Source organism: Ruegeria sp. CDSC079, assembly GCF_059610505.1.
This window is the reverse complement of sequence record NZ_JBXWNT010000005.1, coordinates 54,743-71,726: the sequence shown is the minus strand read 5'-3', so window position 1 is coordinate 71,726 and position 16,984 is coordinate 54,743. Positions and strand designations below refer to the sequence as shown.

The window sequence follows — 16,984 nt, the reverse complement described above, 5'->3', positions numbered from 1 at the left end:
CTTAGTCCCCGTCCAGCGAATTGAATCCGGCACTGATACCCAAGGTCGGGCCCAGCTCGGTTGCTGCAATCGTGTGGATGTCGTTGATCATCTGCTGCAAGGCTTCGACCCGTATCCGACCCGAAGGTGTCGAGACACCGGCCAGTGTAGGGTCGTCTAACTCACGCGTGCGGATGATAGCCTTGTCGAACGCATTATCCAAATCAGCGGCAATCTGCGGATGATCTGCGGACAGCCCGGTGGCCAGATCGCGCAGCGTGATCAATGACAGTTCGACCTGGCGTAGTGACCGTTCAGACCTGCGCGCTTCGGCCCGATTGGGACGGGGGCGCTCTAGGGTGCCCATGGGGCGTCCAAGGCGTGTTTCGGCAGTGAATTCCAATCCGGTGATCAGAGCTTTGTAAAGTTCCTGCATGGCCTCATCAGCAGACCGGTAAGGACTGTCTCCGCCGGGCATGGTCAGGTTGGCAGAGAAAGGTTGCCAGTCGTGGTCCATCGCCTTCGCATTGCGGTTTATATCTGCAGCAATCGCCCGGATCAAAGCGCATCGATAGGCCCTGTCGCCCTGATCCGCGAGGGCTGGGTCGAATAGCATCAATTCAAGTGCAAGAAACCCGCGTCCCGCGATCGAAGCCTCGGCATAAGCCTCGGGGGTGTCAACCACCGCGTCTTGGGTGGCAATCAGGCCGGATAGGGTTTTGGGTGTAAACCCTTTTGTGTCTGGCCAGAATGCCATCGCAAATGCGCGGTCATCGACCTCGGAGGGGCCAAAGCGCAAGTGGCTTACCGTGACCCAGCGGTCGAATGCCAGGTGATAGGCTGCACGAAGGTTCGGTGAAGCGGCTGTGCAATCCGCCTGCGCTGCCGCATCCAGCGCAGCTGTTGCGTCAGATAGCTGTGCGTATCCGGGAAGAATGTGCCCTTCAACAACTTCTGTCAGGATCTGGCTGGGATTTTGCGCCAAGGCTGACAGGGGCAGAATAAGGGCAATGGCCAGGCCGAGGGCACGCATCAGAGGCTCTCCAGAAAGCGGATCAAAGCGTCGCGGTCGGGTTTGGGCATCGAGACAACGGTGTCGCGCGCCATCTGCGCCTCTCCGCCGTGCCACAGAACGGCCTCCAGCAGCGATTGCGCCCGCCCGTCATGCAGGAATTGGGTATGACCCGAGACCTGCTCGGTCAGGCCGACACCCCAAAGAGGTGGCGTGCGCCATTCCCGGCCTGTCGCCCGCGCTTCGGGGCGGTTGTCGGCCAGACCATCGCCCATGTCGTGCAACAGCAGATCGGTATAGGGCCAGATCAGCTGAAAACTGTGTTCGGGCCGGTCGTCCATCCGGTGGGTGACATAAGACGGCGTGTGGCACGAGGCACAGCCGGTATCAAAGAACACCTGCTTGCCGCGCAGGACCTGCGGGTCATCAATGTCGCGCCGCCCTGGGACGCCGAGATTGCGGCTGTAAAACGCCACAAGGTCCATGCCTTGCTGGTCAATCTCGAACACGCGGTCGTCGTTGTCGCCATGGGGAGCGGTGACGCAATCCGCCTGCAATTCGGTGCAATCGCCATGGGCTGTAGGGAAAAGCGGGCTCGAAATCCCGATATCCCCGGCAAAAGCCGCCGCTGATTGCTCCATGATCGTGGGCATCCCGGCCTTGTATCCGAACCGGCCCATCATCGGCGCGTCGTATTCGGCTGACCAAACGATGTTGGGACGGCCCGAGATGCCGTCGCCATCCGCGTCGTCCGGGTCGGCCTTTGCCAGCAGGTCCGCGACCGGAATCGCTTCAAGCAATCCCAGACCGATCATCTGTGGGGCCACGCGCGGGCTCAGCATCGCCTCGGGGTGCAGCGGGCCATATCCAAGATCCGCCGCGGTATAGGTCGGGCTGCGGAGAATGACCGTTTCGCCGTCTGATAGCGCGACAGGAAGGTTTTCATAGGTGATGTCCAGCCGGTACTCGGCGGGGTGGCCCGCGAGGGCCAGATCCTGCATCTGCCCGCCGTAATTGGGTTCGGGCTGAGTGGCGATGTAGTCCGCGATTTCATCGATTGTGCCGCCACCGGGGATTGAGACCCGAAGGAACATCGAAACAGCCCCGTCATAGGGCCCATTTGGTGTGTGGCCGCGCCCGTCCTTGATGTGACACCGTTGGCAAGAGCGCGCGTTGTACAATGGCCCCAAGCCGTCCGAGGCCAGGGTCGAGGAAGGCGAAGACACCCAGATTTTCTTGAACAGCCCGTTGCCGACCTTGAAATCCAGTTCCTGTTCGAATTTCAGATTGTCCGAAGGTTGCGAAAATGCATCTGCGTCCTGACGTGCCCTTACGGTTGCGGCACCGGCGGGCAGGTCCTCGAACCGTTGCGCGGCGTCGAAATCCGTTGGCGCGGCGATCACATCCGCGATCCGGGCCTTTTCATCTTCGGTTCTGGGTTGGAAGTTGAGATGCAGATCCTGCAGTTCAGCGGACAGGATCGGGGTGGCTGCAATCGCAGCCACCGCCACAAGCGAGAGCTTACTCGCCTTCGTCCATTTTCGATGCGTTAAGTTGCGCATAATTGGCTTCGCCAATCCTTTCGTACAAATCAAGCTGTGTTTCGAGGAAGTCGATATGGCCTTCTTCGTCACTGATCAGGTTCTCGAACAGAGACATAGTGACGTAGTCGCCCGCCTCTCGACAATATTCACGGGCCTCAACGTACAGGGCACGCGCATCATTCTCGGCAGCCAAATCACATTCCAGAGTTTCCTTCGGGGTCTGTCCAATCCGAAGCGGGTCCAGTTTCTGCAGGTTGGGGTGACCTTCCAGAAAGATTATGCGCTCGATCAGCTTGTCGGCATGACCCATCTCTTCGATGCTTTCCTCACGGCTTTTCTTTGCCATGTGGGTCAGGCCCCAATCCTCTTGCAGACGGTAATGCAGCCAATACTGGCTGACTGCCGTCAATTCATGCCGCAGAGATTTGTTGAGGTATTCTATGACTTTGGGATCGCCCTTCATCTACACTCTCCTGTGATGCCTTGGTGCGTAATGCACAAAGCTGCATGGGGACTTCCAGATTATCGCTGGCGCGCATGGTGTCTAGGAAAAGCGGCATGCATCCGCCACAATCCGCTGATTTTCCAAGGGCATGATAGATCTTGCCAGGGGTTATGACTGCCCTAGGGTCGGAAACGCGCATCCAGTCGATGGCGGCATGAATCTCGGTGTCTGTGATCTTGGTGCAATGGCAGACGATCATGGAGGTGGCGCTCTGGTTTGTATTCTGACTATATTAGTCAGTTATTAAGTGCGTGTCCTGCGGCATACTGTCAATTAGCCGAAAATAAGTTGGGGGCGGGATAGTCCTCCGCCCCCGAACCGCTAGGTTTACTGGAAAACAGCCGTCGGGTTGTCCAGGCTTTCAGAACCTTCGAACTCAATCTGATCGACGTCCAGAATGGTGACGATCCGCTCGATTGTCTTGGTCTGGTCCACCAGCCCGTTCACACCGCCCATGATCAAAACTTCGCCACCTTCATTGCCGCGTTCCAGCATCTGGTCATAGGCGAACCCGGCCTCGGCTGTGGATTTGATCCGACCCAGCGCCTGCATTGTGTTGGCCAGCTTCAGCTTCATCTCGGCGTCCAGCGAGGGGTCCGAGGCAATTACCAGATCCGACAGCGATGCGCCGCTGACAGGAGTTCCGTCGATGCGGGTGTAGCTGCCCAGATAGACGTTCTGAATGCCAAGACCATCATAGTAGTGGCTGTTATGCGTGTTGTCCGAGAAGCAGTCATGCTCTTCCTCGGGATCGTTCAACATCAAGCCAAGACGCATCCGCTCACCTGCCTGCTCACCATAGGACAGCGAGCCCATTCCGGTGAGGATCGCGCTTATTCCTGCGCTCTCATTTTCGGTCAGGGCGGTTCGTGCCGCGCCTCCGTCCTGCCATTGGGTCGCCATCCATTCCAAATCGGTGACCAGCAGTTCAGTCACGGCCTCAAGGTACTGGGCGCGGCGGTCACAGTTGCCGCCGGTGCAGGCATCACCTTGGGCATAGTCCGTCCATGGACGGCTACCCGCGCCTTCACCGTGGCCGTTCAGGTCCTGGCCCCACAACAGGAACTCAATCGCGTGGTAACCAGTGGCGACGTTGGCCTCGATCCCGTCTGCTTCGTGCAAGGTGCCCGACAGCAGTTCCGGAGTGATTTCGTTGGCATCGATTGGTTCGCCTGAAAGTTCAAAGCTTGGGTTGGCGATGACGTTCAATGCGGCGAACTCATTTTCGTCGCTCGGGCCGCCGTAGGTGGTGTCTACATAGTCGATCAAGCCCTCATCCAAGGGCCATGCGTTCACTTTACCTTCCCAATCATCAACGATCGCATTTCCGAACCGATAAACCTCGGTCTGCTGATAAGGGACGCGGGCCGCAATCCAAGCGGATCGGGCGGCATTCAGTGTTGCGTCGTTTGGCGCGGAAATCAGCGCGGTCACGGCGCGCTGCAGCGATTTGGCTGCAATCAGGCTGTCATCGTACTTCGCCTCGGCGATATTGGCGTAGGTATTCAGAACATCGGCTTTCGAGGGGGTCTCGGTTGCAAAAGCAGAGGTGGCGGCCATCAGAGCCACGGCGCTTGTCAGGTTCAGGGGGGTATTCATTGGGGGGTAGTCTTTCTTGTCAGATAACAATGGGTTCGCGCGATGCGACGCTCGACCAATTAACTGATAGAAATAGTCAACTAAGTCAACCTGAGTTTTATAGTCAGGTAAATTGTGAGTGAAAATAGCTCATTCCTACCCAAATCTAGTGGGCTTTGGTGTATTGTGACGCGATTGCGCGAATGTTTTTTCAGTTTAGAGTCGCTTAGTTGATTCTTTTCAGATGGTTCCATGGTCATGAAGTTCTTAGTGTTTGTTTTAACGCTTTTCCCGGTAAACGCGTTGCCTCAGTCCCAGGTTGCAAATCAGCACGAGCATGGGCAGGGTCGATTGGAGGTTTCCTTTTCGGAAGCCGGGATTTCAATTTCCCTTGTGGTTCCCGGTCTTGACGTCCTGGGGTTCGAAGGCCCAGCGGAAACCGAAGGCGATCAGGCCTCGGTCGCCGGAGCCATTTCCGAATTGTCTAACCCGCTTGATCTGTTCAGTTTGCCTGAAGAGGCGGGGTGTTTCACTGTCTCGGCCAATGTCACCCTGTCTGGTGAAGGGTTGGGACCGGTCGTAGACAACGGATCAAATGTGCATACCGAATTCAGGGCAGACTATCAGATGCAGTGCCAGGACATGACGCATCTGGACCACGTCACCTTTCCTTATTTTGACCGCTTTCAACGTGCTGAATCTCTGATTGTTCAGATCGACATATCCGGGAAGGTTGATCGTCACACCGTGACGCGCGACGCGCCTGATTTAGACCTCAACACAGGCCTGTAATTCGGCAAAGAATGCAAAGGCTTTGCTGCCGGAACAGGTAGAGCTTTCCTGCGTTCTTCAGCACCAGTTTCCAGTGCAAAGGCCATCGCATGTCTGAAGCCAGAGGACCCCACATCCAACGTTAGTCTTCTTGCATCCACCGGCAAGACATTCCTGCATTGCCCCACAATCATTGTGCCACCACATACAGGATCTCGAAGACGAACAAGTGCAGGTAGGCGGCGCGCCTTTAGCAATTTCGATAATCGGGCTATCGCAAGCATTGTCGCCGAGTTGCTGCGTATATTTATGAAACACCGAGTGATCTGGAAAAACCTTCTCGATCACAGGCGACAACTCATCAAGACGAGAAGTGGCCGTATGGTTCGCTTTGTCTTCCGAGTAGCAGTCAGGATTGAGTAACTCCTGAAGCTCGGAAAGTAATCGGCACTGAGACTTGTCAGACAGTGCCGCAATGCCTTCACTAAGCCGGTCTTGCCACACTGCCGCCTGAACAGCGGCGGGAAGGCAGTCAAAAATTGACTTCTGTTCGGCGATGTTCAAAGCCGACAAGCCGATCCGAAATTTTGAGATAGATGATACGGGATTGTACATAGTAGCCCCCTTTTCTAAGGGGCCATCATAACACATTTTTCGTTTGCGCGTTTGTCCCGACCTTCTGAGGGCGCAGAGAACAGGCTGAAGCAAGGGCTCGATAAGCCTTGGTATGTCCTTAGAAGCGAGATCGAGGACGAAGTCGGAAAGAGAACGTTTTGGCTTGCTTTTGTGATGGCAGAGTCGCCAGCACCATCACAAATTAACCGGGTTTGAACTGTGAACTCAACGCTCAGTTATGAAGGACAGCCCAGACACGAGCTGTCTCAATCCAAGTGCGGCACCTGCAAAGATTGCAGCGAATGTTACGGGCGCGCTGTAGGCCAGAAGTGAGAATGCAGATATACCTTGCCCGACGCTGCAACCAACCGCGATGATCGCACCTGGACCCATAATCGCAGCGCCCAGCATTTGTCGCTTGAGTTCCCGTGGATCTTCGCATGCTTCCCATCGGAAATGGCCCTTAGACCACGACCCCAGAAACGCGCCAATGAGAACGCCGGAGACTGATCCGACCGCAAAGGACAAAGTGTTTCCGGACGCAGTCATAAGGTAGAAAATAGTGTCACCCAGGGGTGCCGCGAAGGTATGGGTTTGCACCGGCTCACCATCGAAACCATGTGTCGCAACCCAATTCGTGCCAAGCCAGCCCGAAACGATTGCCAGTCCAACTACAGACCCCCAAAACACCTGTGCCGGAGTGCGGCGGAAGCGATGGCTTGCCAAAGCAAAAAACACCAAAGCCACACCGATAACAGTGCCAATGAGCCAAGCTGGAATAGAGGTCAACCGTTCGCCAAGAAAGCTAATGCTCTGGGGGCCATTGAGATCCATTTCCTCTGGAAATATCCATACCCGCAGATAGGCGAGGGGTCCGGACATTACGACGTAAGCGGAAAGACCCATGATCAAAACAATAACGAATGATCGAAGGTCACCACCTCCCAGCCTTGCCAGCGCGCCATAGCCGCAGTTACCGCAGATGGCCATTCCGTACCCGAACATGAGGCCCCCCACGATCGAACCGAGTGGGTTCCAGGTCTGCGCAAGATACCTTGTTCCGACAGGGTCAAGTCCCCCCAATGCCATAGCTGTGTGGCTGCCGACAATCGCAACACCGATTGCCATTGCCCACATGCGAAGCCGCCGGTCATCATCCGCGTAAAGGTAGTCTTCGATTGCGCCCAACGTGCAAAAACGGCCGATGCGTGCGGCCAATCCCAATACGATGCCACCAATCAAACCGATCAGAGCAACGGTATTTGTGTCTCCCAATGCTTCGAGCATTGCCAGTCTCCTCCCAAAGCTGGCGGCTTTCTGACCGGCTTCTACTTCTCCCTGCAGAAAAGGTCGTAAACGACTTCCAGGATTTGGGTCGAACGATCATCAGCCAATCTGTAGTAGATCGTTTTCCCCTCGCGTCGTGTCTTCACCAATCCCTCGAAGCGTAAGCGGGAGAGTTGTTGAGATACCGCGGCTTGACGCGCTGAGAGCATTTCCTCCATCTGCGTGACCGATTTTTCCCCTGACGACAGATAACACAAAATCATCAGGCGCCCCTCATGGCTGATTGCCTTGAGGAAATTTGACGCGGTCTGAGCATTCTCCATCATTCTGTCCATGTCTTCGGCGCACATGTCCTTAGAGAACACAGGCAGGTTCGAAGATTTGTCCAACAAGATCGCCTCGCTTTCATGGCTTCACGCATTCAAAACAGTTTATGTAATATACTGCAGTTTATCCAGAGGTCTCAATTAGTATCCCAGCGTCACGCAGTAAAACGCCCAACACACCCCAGAAAAAATCTTCACCGGGATAGCCTTCGATTCGTCCGACCTCTCGGCCATTGTCCAACAGAACAAAGGTTGGTGTGTAGTAGAGAGGCCGTTCCAATGTGATGTCGTCAGGCATGGCTGCGCGGATATCGACACGCCGAAGCGGTGCTGCATTTCCTTCGGGTGTCTTAGGGTAGATTTCTGAAATTTCGGAGTCCCAGCGGGCGCACCACATGCACCCATCTTCTTCTGCCATCAGAAGTGTCATTTCGGCCCGTAAAGCCACGGGAAAAACAAGCAACGTGATCGCAAGCAAACGTAGGATTAGGTGGCGCATCCAAAGCTCCGATTGACCGCAGTGACATATCTTTATAATTTTGAATGTGTGAATAATAGCGCGTCAGGACAGGTTTGACCATGCTCGACATTACTTTTGCAGGAGCTTTGGTCGCCGGACTTTTGTCCTTTCTGTCGCCTTGCATCCTGCCAATTGTGCCGTTTTACCTTAGTTATCTGGCGGGTGTCGGGATCGAGCAGATTTCTGCGACATCCGCCATTTCCGGCGAGGTTCGCCGCCGGGCAACGCTTGCTGCAATCGCATTTGCGGCTGGAATCATAACCATCTTTATGGCTCTCGGGGCCACGGCTTCGATATTTGGTCAGCTGGTACGAGAATACTTCGATATTCTGCGTTGGATTGCTGCAGCCATCATCATAGCGATGGGCCTGCATTTCCTGGGGTTAATTCGCATCGGGTTCCTGTATCGGCAGTTACGTGCAGATATTGGCGAGACATCAAACGTGAGCCTCACTGGGGCATATGTACTTGGATTGGCATTTGCTTTTGGCTGGACGCCCTGTGTTGGGCCGGTGCTCGCTGCAATCCTGTTTACAGCGGCCGGAACTGAAACGGCTTGGCGGGGCGCGGGGCTTCTGTTCGTTTACGGGGTTGGAATGACTGCACCGTTTGTTCTGGCGGCCTTTTTGGTTCGCCCCTTCATGCAATGGATGGTGCGGTTCAGGAAGCACTTGCCGCAGATCGAAATGGCAATGGGGGGGCTGTTGATCCTGTTCGGGGTCCTGATCGCAACCAACTCGATCAATCACATAGCACAATGGATGCTGGACTATATGCCCTGGCTTGCGGCCATTGGTTAATCCGGGAGGAAGACATGAAACGCACTTTGTCAGTTTTGATCGCATGCATGATAGGGGCTGCAGTCTCTGCTGCTGATCTGGGCGACGATGGATTGCATAAAACACCGTGGATGCGTGATACGTTCAAAGATCTTCGCGAGGATCTTGAAGAGGCGTCAGGTGAAGGTAAGCGGTTGGTTTTGTTCATTGAACAACGGGGCTGCATCTACTGTAAAAAGATGCACGAAGAGGTTTTCCCACAGCCCGACCTGGCGGCGTTTATCGAAGAGAACTTTTTTGTCGTCCAGCTGGATTTGCATGGAAGCACCACTGCCACTGATTTTGACGGAGAAGAGAGTGAGCAAAGAGCGCTGATGCGCAAATGGGGGATTCTGTTTACCCCAACGCTTGTTTTTCTGCCGGAAGAGGTGCCCGAGGATGCCTCAGCCATCGATGCTGCCGTTGCTGTAATGCCGGGAGCATTCTCCAAGGGAACAACCTTAGACCTTTTCACCTGGGTCGATCAGAAGCGATATGAACTTGATAATGGCGAAGATTTCCAAAGGTATCACGCGCGGCGCATTCAGGAGCGAAACAATATTTCGCAGGAGTGAGATTGGACGTTACAGATAAAAAAATTCATTATAATGAATTTGATGTTGCGATGAACCATGTTCGTCGACTACGGTGCACAAAGTCTTTGGGTCGCAAAGCGCCACAGGCGCGGTAGCAAATGGGAGGGATCATGAAGCTGAGACTCTTAACACTGGCATCCGCTATGATGGGCGTTGCCGCATTTGCCGAAGAGACAAGTCCGAAAGACGTACCCTATGACGACTATGGTGCAATCGAGGTCTCTCTGACCGATGTTAATGGGGACGCGGCAAACGGTGCACTCATCGTTGGCGACAAGTCCAAAGGCAATTGCGTGGCATGCCACGCGGTCTCAGCTTTGGCGGATATTCCGTTCCATGGTGAGGTTGGCCCGATGCTGGATGGCGCCGGTGATCGTTGGACCGAAGCAGAGCTTCGCGGTTTAGTCGCAAACGCAAAAATGACGTTCGAAGGCACGGTAATGCCGGCGTTCTACAAGGATGACGGTTATATCCGTCCAGGCGATGCCTATACGGGCAAAGCGCCAACGGCGCCTCTAACGACGATACTGACTGCACAGGAAATTGAGGACGTGGTCGCGTTTCTAGCGACACTGAAAGAGGAATAATCTCGCCTTCTGGCGTGGCTTTTCGAAGATTCAAAGGAGATTGAAAATGGAACTCTCTCGCCGCGAGACTCTGGCCCTTGGGCTGGGCGCCGCGTTCCTGACAATTATGCCGCTACGAGCGAATGCAGCTGCTGAAGATGCGATCTCCGCATTTTCAGGCGGGGCAGATGTGGCTGATGGCGGTGTTACACTGACGGCACCGGAAATCGCGGAAAACGGAAACACCGTACCAATCGAAGTCAGTGCTCCGGGCGCAGCTGCAATTCTGATCGTGGCCGCAGGCAACCCCGAACCGGGTGTGGCAACGTTCAATTTCGGCCCGCTGGCTGCTGAACAAGCCGCTTCAACCCGCATCCGTCTTGCCGGAACGCAGGATGTCATTGCCGTGGCGAAGATGGCAGATGGCAGTTTTGCCAAAGCGTCCGCGACCGTAAAAGTGACAATCGGCGGTTGCGGCGGTTAATCGCCACGCGCCCTGAAGAACAGGAGATTAACCAATGGCATCCGGTGTAAAGCCCCGCGTCAAGGTTCCAAAGACAGCCGCTGCTGGCGAAGCTGTTACGATCAAGACACTGATCAGCCACAAGATGGAAAGCGGCCAGCGCAAGGATAAAGAAGGCAACGTCATCCCGCGCTCGATCATCAACCGTTTCACCTGCGAGTTTAACGGTGAAATGGTGATTGATGTGACTATGGAGCCTGCGATTTCGACAAATCCGTACTTCCAGTTCGAAGCAACCGTGCCCGAGGCCGGTGAGTTTGTCTTCACCTGGTACGATGATGATGGCTCAGTTTACGACGAGAAGAAAACGATCGAGATCGCCTGACGGCTCGACCACTAAGGAAGGTTAGCGCTGGTTGTGATTTCTGTCGCTGGCCCACCAAGGGAGGAACGTAATGAATACCAAGGCACTTACGGCGATCACGGCTGTTCTGGCTTTCCCAGTGGCAGCAATGGCTGGACCGGACGAAGATAATCTTGTGATCAATGACGAGCTGAATATGACCTCGGTCGCCGAGGCCTCGGCGCATCTGGAGAATTTGGACACGATCTATTCGGGTTGGCATTTCCGCACAGATGAAACTCAGGCACTGCAGATTGATGATTTTGACAATCCGGCAATGATCTTCGTCGATCAGGCAGCCGACCTCTATGAGGCAGTTGATGGTGCTGCAGGTGAAAGTTGTGCCTCGTGCCATGATGGAGTGGAAAGCTTTAAAGGATTGCAGGCGTCCATGCCCAAGGTCGATGCTGAAAGCGGCGAGCTAATGGTTATGGAAGATCTGATCAACAAGTGCCGTACCGATCGCATGGAGGCCGATGCCTGGAAATGGTCTGGCGGTGACATGCAGGGTATGGTCGCATTGATCGGTCTGCAGTCACGCGGAATGCCCATGAACGTTGCTATTGATGGTGATGCCGCGCCATTCTGGGAACAGGGCAAGGAAATCTATTATACCCGCTACGGTCAGTTGGAACTGAGCTGCGCCAACTGTCATGAAGAAAACTGGGGCAATATGATCCGAGCGGATCACCTGAGCCAGGGTATGATAAATGGATTCCCTACCTATCGTTTGAAGCAGGCCAAACTGATCTCGCGCCACAATCGGTTCCGCGGTTGTATTCGCGATACGCGTGCGGAAACCTTTGCCGAAGGGTCGGACGAGTTCCGGGCACTGGAGCTCTATGTCGCTTCGCGTGGCAACGGGCTTTCAGTCGAAACCCCTGCAGTACGTCAATAACGAATGACCCGCCTGGGCAATGCCCGGAGCGGGTTTTTCACTTATATAACATTCACACATTTATATGTGTAATAGGAAAGCTGATAGATGATTTCTCGACGTGACTTCTTGCAGGTTTCAATGGCGGCCTCGGCTCTGTTCGGGGCGTCCGGGTTTGGCAACTGGGCCAGGCTTGCTGCGCAGCAAAGTCTAACGCAGGATCAACTGCTAGAGTTCGAGACCTTTGGCAATATCAGCCTGATTCATGTCACCGACATTCACGCGCAACTCAAACCAATTTATTTCCGTGAACCCGAAGTCAATCTTGGTATTGGCAATGCAAGAGGACAGATGCCGCATGTTACTGGCGCCGCGTTCCGCAAGGCATACGGGATAGAAGATGGAAGCCCGTCGGCCTATGCGCTGACCTATACTGATTTTGCGTCACTGGCCAAGACCTACGGTCGGGTGGGTGGCTTGGATCGGGTCTCAACTGTCATCAACGCCATTCGAGCGGACCGTCCTGATGCGTTGCTTCTTGACGGGGGTGATACTTGGCACGGTTCTTACACCTGCTATCAGACGGCCGGTCAGGACATGGTTAACGTCATGAATGCGCTGAAACCCGATGCGATGACTTTCCATTGGGAGTTCACGTTGGGCAGTGATCGTGTCAATGAGATTGTCGAAGGTTTGCCTTTTGCCGCCTTGGGGCAGAACATCTTTGACGCGGAATGGGATGAACCCGCAGAGATGTTCAAACCCTACAAGTTCTTTGATCGGGGCGGTTCCAAGATTGCGGTGATCGGACAGGCCTTCCCTTACATGCCGATTGCAAATCCGGGATGGATGTTCCCCGAATACTCGTTCGGGATCCGGGATGAGAACATGCAGGCAATGGTGGACGAAGTTCGCGATGCCGGCGCCGATGTCGTTGTCGTCCTAAGCCATAACGGCTTTGATGTGGACAAGAAGATGGCGGGTCGCGTTCAGGGGATAGACGTTATCCTCAGTGGCCACACCCATGACGCGCTGCCCGAGCCGGTTCTGGTGGGTAAAACGCATATCATCGCCTCTGGATCGAACGGAAAATTCGTCAGCCGTGTGGATCTCGACGTGCGGGATGGGCAGATGATGGGGCTAAAGCACAAGCTTATCCCGATTTTCTCTGATGTTATTGCACCAGATCCTGCGATCACTGCTCTGATAAATGACCAGCGCGCGCCTTATGAGGCGGCGCTGAGTGAGGTGATCGGCAAAACGGACTCGTTGCTGTACCGCCGCGGCAACTTCAACGGCACTTGGGATGACCTGATCTGCGATGCTCTGATCAATGAGCGTGAGGCAGATATCGCAATGTCGCCCGGCGTCCGTTGGGGGCCGTCAATCCTGCCGGGACAGGAAATAACGCGCGAGGATATTTGGAACGTCACCTCGATGTCCTATCCGAACGCCTATCGCACAGAAATGACCGGGGAGTTCATCCATGTCATCCTGGAAGATGTCGGCGACAATCTGTTCAATCCCGACCCCTATTACCAGCAGGGTGGCGACATGGTCCGCGTTGGCGGGCTGGGTTATCGGATCGACGTAACCAAGCCGCAGGGGCAGAGAATCAGCGACATGACGCTGTTGAAAACCGGTGAGGCGATCGACCCGGCCAAGTCCTATGTCGTGGCCGGTTGGGCCAGCGTCAACGAAGGCACCGAGGGCCCGCCGATTTGGGATGTCGTCGAAAACCATGTTCGCAACCTTGGCACCGTAACGGTGCAAGAGAACACCAGTGTCGAAGTAATCGGCGCTTAAGAAACCGATGGAGACCTAAGAGATATGGATGACGCGTTCAAACCGTCCCGCCGGGCCTTCCTGAAAGGCAGTGCCGCGGTCGCCGCAGGATCCGTTGCAGGTGCGGCAGCGGCAGAAACACCCGACCCACTGATAACAGAGCTTCAGGATTGGGCATCTTATACGGGGGCAGGTGTTGATGAGACTCCTTATGGCATGCCGATCAGCTTTGAATCCCATGTCGTGCGCCGCAATGTGGAATGGCTGACCGCCTCTCCGATTTCGTCGATCAACTTCACGCCGATCCACGCGCTCGATGGCACGATCACTCCGCAGGGATGCGCCTTTGAGCGTCACCATTCAGGCGCGATCGAGCTGCGCAAGGAGGACTACCGCTTGATGATCAACGGGCTGGTTGATCGCCCGCTTGTCTTTACATACGAAGACATTGAGCGGTTCCCGCGCGAAAACCACGTGTATTTCTGCGAATGTGCGGCGAACACGGGTATGGAGTGGGCTGGTGCGCAACTCAACGGCGTCCAATTTACTCATGGCATGATTCACAACATGGAATACACCGGTGTTCCGCTGCGCACGCTGTTGCAGGAAGCAGGTGCCGACATCTCACCTGACAAATGGGTCTATGTTGAGGGCGCAGATGCGTCGTCCAATGGCCGCTCTATCCCGATGGAAAAAGCGCTGGATGACGTGTTGGTTGCATTCAAGGCGAATGGCGAAGCGCTGCGGATGGAGCATGGGTACCCTGTGCGTCTCGTGGTGCCAGGTTGGGAAGGTAACATGTGGGTCAAGTGGCTGCGCCGGATCGAGGTTGTCGATATGGCGGTCGAAAGCCGCGAAGAAACATCAAAATACACCGATGTTTACGTCGATGGCACGGCCCAGAAATGGACTTGGGTGATGGATGCTAAATCTGTCATCACCTCACCCAGCCCGCAAATGCCGATCAAACACGGACCGGGTCCGCTGGTCATTTCCGGGCTTGCCTGGTCAGGCCACGGACAAATTACACGGGTCGATGTGTCAAAGGACGGTGGGATCACATGGGAGACAGCGCGTCTTGGTAAGCAGGGCGACACCAAGGCTCTTACACGTTTCTATCTCGATACGAACTGGGACGGGGCGCCAATGCTCTTGCAGGCCCGGGCAATAGACGAGACCGGTTATGTGCAACCAACCAAAGACCAGTTGCGTGAAAAACGCGGAGAAAACTCGGTCTACCACAACAACTGTATCCAGACTTGGTACGTGAGCGCAGAAGGGATCGCCGAGAATGTTGAAGTCTCTTAGTCATGTTTTCCTGCCCGTATTTGGCGGTACGGCGTTGGTGCTTGCAGTAGCTGTGTCTTTCGCGAACCGGAACTACGGCCACTCGAAGATAGAGACATTGGAAACCCGGATAGGGCAAGTTGAGGCGCATGCAGCAGTTGCCCAGGAGAATGCAGAAGCAGAATCCAAACGAGCAGCCGAACTGGAGATCAAGGTCGAAGAAATCCAGGCAGCGGCGGCAGAACGGGTCGCCAATGGTGCGAACTTGACCGCATCCGCGCCCATCCGCGAGAGTAGCCTTGGGCTTGGGCGGTCGGCACTGAAGGAAGAGATCGCGGCCTGGGACGTTGACGTCTTGCCTGATGGGCGTGGCCTACCCGTAGGTTCAGGCGACGTCTGGACCGGAGAAGAGGTGTTTGTGGCCCGCTGTGCGTCGTGCCACGGTGAATTTGCCGAAGGTGCCGATAACTGGCCTGTTCTGGCCGGTGGGTTTGACACGCTTGCAGACGAAGATCCTGTAAAAACCGTTGGGTCATATTGGCCACATTTGTCGACTGCCTGGGATTACATTTCCCGCTCAATGCCCTTTGGTGAAGCGGGCACGCTGACAGCGGATGAGACCTACGCAATTGTCGCATACATCCTCTACTCCAATGATTTGGTGGATGACGATTTCGAGCTAAACAACGAAAATTTCGCCGAGTTCAAAATGTACAATATGAACGGTTTCGTAGTCGATGTACGACCCGAGACCGAATACACTGAATGGCGCGAAGAGCCTTGCATGGAGAACTGCAAGGCAGAGACCGCCGTCACGATGCGTTCTGTTTTTCTGGTTGAGACTCCCGCGGAGGGTGGTTCGAACTCCGTCATGAATAATGCCAGCCCGGATGAGTTGCCGACGTTTTCGGCAGAAGGGCCCTCGTTCATTCCAACTGCAGCGCCAAAGCCTGATGAAGAGGCCGCAGTCATACCGGCCGCTCAAGAAACCGAAGTGACAGACGAGGTTACAGAACTGGCTGCTGCCGGAGAGAAAGTCTTTAAGAAGTGTAAATCCTGCCATCAAATTGGTGAAGGTGCAAAGAACAGCACTGGGCCTGCTCTGAACGGGGTAATCGGAGCTAATGCTGGATCGGTCGAGGGCTTCAAATACTCCAAAGCGATGCAGGCGTCTGCGGAGGCGGGACTAGTCTGGACCGATGAAGAAATGACTGCCTTTCTTACGAAGCCCAAGGAATACATGAAAGGCACAAGGATGTCTTTTGCAGGTCTCAGAAAACAGGACGATATCGAAGCTTTGATCATCTATCTTAAGACGTTTGGAAGTTGACGATGCGTTGGTCGAACGCGCTTGTCTGTGCCGCGTTCTTTGGGGCTACTGCTTCATCGACCTACGCTGCAGAAGACCTTGGCGATGCTGAGGCAGGGAAAGCCGTGTTTGCCAAATGCAAAGGCTGTCATCAGGTTGGAAAGGGGGCCGAAAACAAAATCGGTCCGCATCTGAATGGGATTTTTGGGCGCAGGGCAGCTGGTCTGGATGGCTTTAGCTATTCCAAAAGCCTTGCGCGCGCAGGTAGCTCGGGTCTGGAGTGGCACGCTGACACACTGTCTGCGTACATCGAAAACCCACGTGCATTCGCGTCAGGCACCAGGATGAGTTTTGGTGGCCTGAAAGACCCGGAAGACCGCGCCAACGTGATCGCCTATTTGCGGGATTTTTCCGACAATCCTCAGGATATCCCAGAAGCGGACCCGACGGCGAAGGGCACGGATCATTCTATCGACCCCGCGATCTTGGCGATTCAAGGAGATCCGGAGTACGGCGCATATCTCAGCAGCGAATGTACAACGTGCCATCAGATCGACGGAGGCGATGAGGGCATTCCCTCGATCGTGTACTGGCCTGACGAAGACTTCGTGGTCGCCATGCACGCATATAAAGACAAACAGCGGCCACACCCGGTCATGCGAATGATTGCCGGACGGCTGAGCAATGACGAGATCGCGGCATTGGCTGCCTACTTCAATAATCCATAGTGACTGTGTCCAAGA

The 16,984-nt window shown here is 55.0% G+C and carries 20 protein-coding genes; 11 read left to right on the top strand and 9 right to left on the bottom strand.

Annotated features, from left to right (window positions below; translation table 11 throughout):
• Position 1: 1 nt before the first annotated feature.
• The 5 genes from AC2FIC_RS10595 to AC2FIC_RS10575 all read right to left on the bottom strand — a co-directional run bounded on the left by AC2FIC_RS10595 (position 2) and on the right by AC2FIC_RS10575 (position 4,639).
• The gene (locus tag AC2FIC_RS10595) at positions 2 to 1,012 is read right to left on the bottom strand and encodes an imelysin family protein (RefSeq protein ID WP_496691689.1); all 1,011 of its coding nucleotides are present in this window, start codon (positions 1,010 to 1,012) and stop codon (positions 2 to 4) included.
• Complete coding sequence (locus tag AC2FIC_RS10590; protein WP_496691688.1) at positions 1,012 to 2,553, bottom strand: di-heme oxidoreductase family protein; 1,542 nt, start codon at positions 2,551 to 2,553, stop codon at positions 1,012 to 1,014. Before AC2FIC_RS10590 ends, AC2FIC_RS10595 begins: the two co-directional genes overlap by 1 nt.
• The gene (gene bfr, locus AC2FIC_RS10585) at positions 2,513 to 2,998 is read right to left on the bottom strand and encodes a bacterioferritin (protein WP_142635826.1); all 486 of its coding nucleotides are present in this window, start codon (positions 2,996 to 2,998) and stop codon (positions 2,513 to 2,515) included. The genes AC2FIC_RS10590 and bfr overlap by 41 nt, the downstream gene beginning before the upstream one ends.
• Positions 2,946 to 3,239 (bottom strand): (2Fe-2S)-binding protein, encoded by a 294-nt coding sequence (locus AC2FIC_RS10580; protein ID WP_142635828.1) that lies wholly within the window; start codon positions 3,237 to 3,239, stop codon positions 2,946 to 2,948. The genes bfr and AC2FIC_RS10580 overlap by 53 nt, the downstream gene beginning before the upstream one ends.
• Positions 3,240 to 3,367: 128 nt before the next feature.
• On the bottom strand, positions 3,368 to 4,639 hold the full coding sequence (locus AC2FIC_RS10575) for an imelysin family protein (protein ID WP_496691687.1): 1,272 nt from the start codon (positions 4,637 to 4,639) through the stop codon (positions 3,368 to 3,370).
• 237 nt (positions 4,640 to 4,876) lie between these two features.
• Here AC2FIC_RS10575 and AC2FIC_RS10570 point away from each other — a divergent pair, with 237 nt between their 5' ends.
• Positions 4,877 to 5,410, top strand: a complete 534-nt coding sequence (locus AC2FIC_RS10570; protein WP_496709887.1) for a ZrgA family zinc uptake protein — start codon at positions 4,877 to 4,879, stop codon at positions 5,408 to 5,410.
• A 57-nt stretch (positions 5,411 to 5,467) separates the two neighbouring features.
• On the opposite strand, the gene AC2FIC_RS10565 is transcribed toward AC2FIC_RS10570, so the two are convergent.
• From AC2FIC_RS10565 to AC2FIC_RS10550, 4 genes are all read right to left on the bottom strand, one after another.
• A complete protein-coding gene (locus AC2FIC_RS10565; protein WP_496691685.1) occupies positions 5,468 to 6,004 on the bottom strand; it encodes a bacteriocin fulvocin C-related protein in 537 nt (178 codons plus the stop codon).
• A 225-nt stretch (positions 6,005 to 6,229) separates the two neighbouring features.
• Positions 6,230 to 7,291 (bottom strand): YeeE/YedE family protein, encoded by a 1,062-nt coding sequence (locus AC2FIC_RS10560; protein WP_496691684.1) that lies wholly within the window; start codon positions 7,289 to 7,291, stop codon positions 6,230 to 6,232.
• 41 nt (positions 7,292 to 7,332) lie between these two features.
• Positions 7,333 to 7,641 (bottom strand): ArsR/SmtB family transcription factor, encoded by a 309-nt coding sequence (locus AC2FIC_RS10555; RefSeq protein ID WP_142635976.1) that lies wholly within the window; start codon positions 7,639 to 7,641, stop codon positions 7,333 to 7,335.
• 100 nt (positions 7,642 to 7,741) lie between these two features.
• The gene (locus AC2FIC_RS10550; protein WP_496691683.1) at positions 7,742 to 8,116 is read right to left on the bottom strand and encodes a hypothetical protein; all 375 of its coding nucleotides are present in this window, start codon (positions 8,114 to 8,116) and stop codon (positions 7,742 to 7,744) included.
• Positions 8,117 to 8,196: 80 nt separating this feature from the next.
• Between AC2FIC_RS10550 and AC2FIC_RS10545 the strand changes: the two genes are divergently transcribed.
• From AC2FIC_RS10545 to AC2FIC_RS10500, 10 genes are all read left to right on the top strand, one after another.
• On the top strand, positions 8,197 to 8,937 hold the full coding sequence (locus tag AC2FIC_RS10545; RefSeq protein WP_496691682.1) for a cytochrome c biogenesis CcdA family protein: 741 nt from the start codon (positions 8,197 to 8,199) through the stop codon (positions 8,935 to 8,937).
• 14 nt (positions 8,938 to 8,951) lie between these two features.
• On the top strand, positions 8,952 to 9,530 hold the full coding sequence (locus tag AC2FIC_RS10540) for a thioredoxin family protein (RefSeq protein ID WP_496691681.1): 579 nt from the start codon (positions 8,952 to 8,954) through the stop codon (positions 9,528 to 9,530).
• Positions 9,531 to 9,661: 131 nt separating this feature from the next.
• A complete protein-coding gene (soxX, locus tag AC2FIC_RS10535; protein WP_142635844.1) occupies positions 9,662 to 10,138 on the top strand; it encodes a sulfur oxidation c-type cytochrome SoxX in 477 nt (158 codons plus the stop codon).
• Between the two features lie 46 nt (positions 10,139 to 10,184).
• The gene (gene soxY, locus AC2FIC_RS10530) at positions 10,185 to 10,601 is read left to right on the top strand and encodes a thiosulfate oxidation carrier protein SoxY (protein ID WP_142635846.1); all 417 of its coding nucleotides are present in this window, start codon (positions 10,185 to 10,187) and stop codon (positions 10,599 to 10,601) included.
• Between the two features lie 34 nt (positions 10,602 to 10,635).
• A complete protein-coding gene (soxZ, locus tag AC2FIC_RS10525) occupies positions 10,636 to 10,965 on the top strand; it encodes a thiosulfate oxidation carrier complex protein SoxZ (protein ID WP_142635848.1) in 330 nt (109 codons plus the stop codon).
• A 70-nt stretch (positions 10,966 to 11,035) separates the two neighbouring features.
• Positions 11,036 to 11,881, top strand: a complete 846-nt coding sequence (gene soxA / locus AC2FIC_RS10520; RefSeq protein WP_496691680.1) for a sulfur oxidation c-type cytochrome SoxA — start codon at positions 11,036 to 11,038, stop codon at positions 11,879 to 11,881.
• An 87-nt stretch (positions 11,882 to 11,968) separates the two neighbouring features.
• The gene (gene soxB, locus AC2FIC_RS10515) at positions 11,969 to 13,666 is read left to right on the top strand and encodes a thiosulfohydrolase SoxB (RefSeq protein WP_496691679.1); all 1,698 of its coding nucleotides are present in this window, start codon (positions 11,969 to 11,971) and stop codon (positions 13,664 to 13,666) included.
• A gap of 24 nt (positions 13,667 to 13,690) precedes the next feature.
• Complete coding sequence (soxC, locus tag AC2FIC_RS10510) at positions 13,691 to 14,953, top strand: sulfite dehydrogenase (RefSeq protein ID WP_496676312.1); 1,263 nt, start codon at positions 13,691 to 13,693, stop codon at positions 14,951 to 14,953.
• A complete protein-coding gene (locus AC2FIC_RS10505) occupies positions 14,937 to 16,262 on the top strand; it encodes a c-type cytochrome (RefSeq protein WP_496691678.1) in 1,326 nt (441 codons plus the stop codon). The genes soxC and AC2FIC_RS10505 overlap by 17 nt, the downstream gene beginning before the upstream one ends.
• A gap of 2 nt (positions 16,263 to 16,264) precedes the next feature.
• Positions 16,265 to 16,969: a c-type cytochrome gene (locus tag AC2FIC_RS10500; RefSeq protein ID WP_142635858.1), complete on the top strand. Its 705-nt coding sequence runs from the start codon at positions 16,265 to 16,267 to the stop codon at positions 16,967 to 16,969.
• Positions 16,970 to 16,984 lie beyond the last annotated feature (15 nt).

Excerpts from the sequence above, each read along its gene's own strand:
- AC2FIC_RS10580 (WP_142635828.1), bottom strand. The coding sequence starts at position 3,239 with ATGATCGTCTGCCATTGCACCAAGATCACAGACACCGAGATTCATGCC.
- bfr (WP_142635826.1), bottom strand. The coding sequence starts at position 2,998 with ATGAAGGGCGATCCCAAAGTCATAGAATACCTCAACAAATCTCTGCGG.
- AC2FIC_RS10500 (WP_142635858.1), top strand. The coding sequence starts at position 16,265 with ATGCGTTGGTCGAACGCGCTTGTCTGTGCCGCGTTCTTTGGGGCTACT.
- AC2FIC_RS10590 (WP_496691688.1), bottom strand. The coding sequence starts at position 2,553 with ATGCGCAACTTAACGCATCGAAAATGGACGAAGGCGAGTAAGCTCTCG.
- soxC (WP_496676312.1), top strand. The coding sequence starts at position 13,691 with ATGGATGACGCGTTCAAACCGTCCCGCCGGGCCTTCCTGAAAGGCAGT.
- AC2FIC_RS10540 (WP_496691681.1), top strand. The coding sequence starts at position 8,952 with ATGAAACGCACTTTGTCAGTTTTGATCGCATGCATGATAGGGGCTGCA.
- AC2FIC_RS10555 (WP_142635976.1), bottom strand. The coding sequence starts at position 7,641 with ATGTGCGCCGAAGACATGGACAGAATGATGGAGAATGCTCAGACCGCG.
- AC2FIC_RS10595 (WP_496691689.1), bottom strand. The coding sequence starts at position 1,012 with ATGCGTGCCCTCGGCCTGGCCATTGCCCTTATTCTGCCCCTGTCAGCC.
- AC2FIC_RS10575 (WP_496691687.1), bottom strand. The coding sequence starts at position 4,639 with ATGAATACCCCCCTGAACCTGACAAGCGCCGTGGCTCTGATGGCCGCC.
- AC2FIC_RS10545 (WP_496691682.1), top strand. The coding sequence starts at position 8,197 with ATGCTCGACATTACTTTTGCAGGAGCTTTGGTCGCCGGACTTTTGTCC.
- AC2FIC_RS10565 (WP_496691685.1), bottom strand. The coding sequence starts at position 6,004 with ATGTACAATCCCGTATCATCTATCTCAAAATTTCGGATCGGCTTGTCG.
- soxB (WP_496691679.1), top strand. The coding sequence starts at position 11,969 with ATGATTTCTCGACGTGACTTCTTGCAGGTTTCAATGGCGGCCTCGGCT.
- soxA (WP_496691680.1), top strand. The coding sequence starts at position 11,036 with ATGAATACCAAGGCACTTACGGCGATCACGGCTGTTCTGGCTTTCCCA.
- AC2FIC_RS10505 (WP_496691678.1), top strand. The coding sequence starts at position 14,937 with ATGTTGAAGTCTCTTAGTCATGTTTTCCTGCCCGTATTTGGCGGTACG.
- soxY (WP_142635846.1), top strand. The coding sequence starts at position 10,185 with ATGGAACTCTCTCGCCGCGAGACTCTGGCCCTTGGGCTGGGCGCCGCG.
- AC2FIC_RS10570 (WP_496709887.1), top strand. The coding sequence starts at position 4,877 with ATGAAGTTCTTAGTGTTTGTTTTAACGCTTTTCCCGGTAAACGCGTTG.
- soxX (WP_142635844.1), top strand. The coding sequence starts at position 9,662 with ATGAAGCTGAGACTCTTAACACTGGCATCCGCTATGATGGGCGTTGCC.
- AC2FIC_RS10550 (WP_496691683.1), bottom strand. The coding sequence starts at position 8,116 with ATGCGCCACCTAATCCTACGTTTGCTTGCGATCACGTTGCTTGTTTTT.
- soxZ (WP_142635848.1), top strand. The coding sequence starts at position 10,636 with ATGGCATCCGGTGTAAAGCCCCGCGTCAAGGTTCCAAAGACAGCCGCT.
- AC2FIC_RS10560 (WP_496691684.1), bottom strand. The coding sequence starts at position 7,291 with ATGCTCGAAGCATTGGGAGACACAAATACCGTTGCTCTGATCGGTTTG.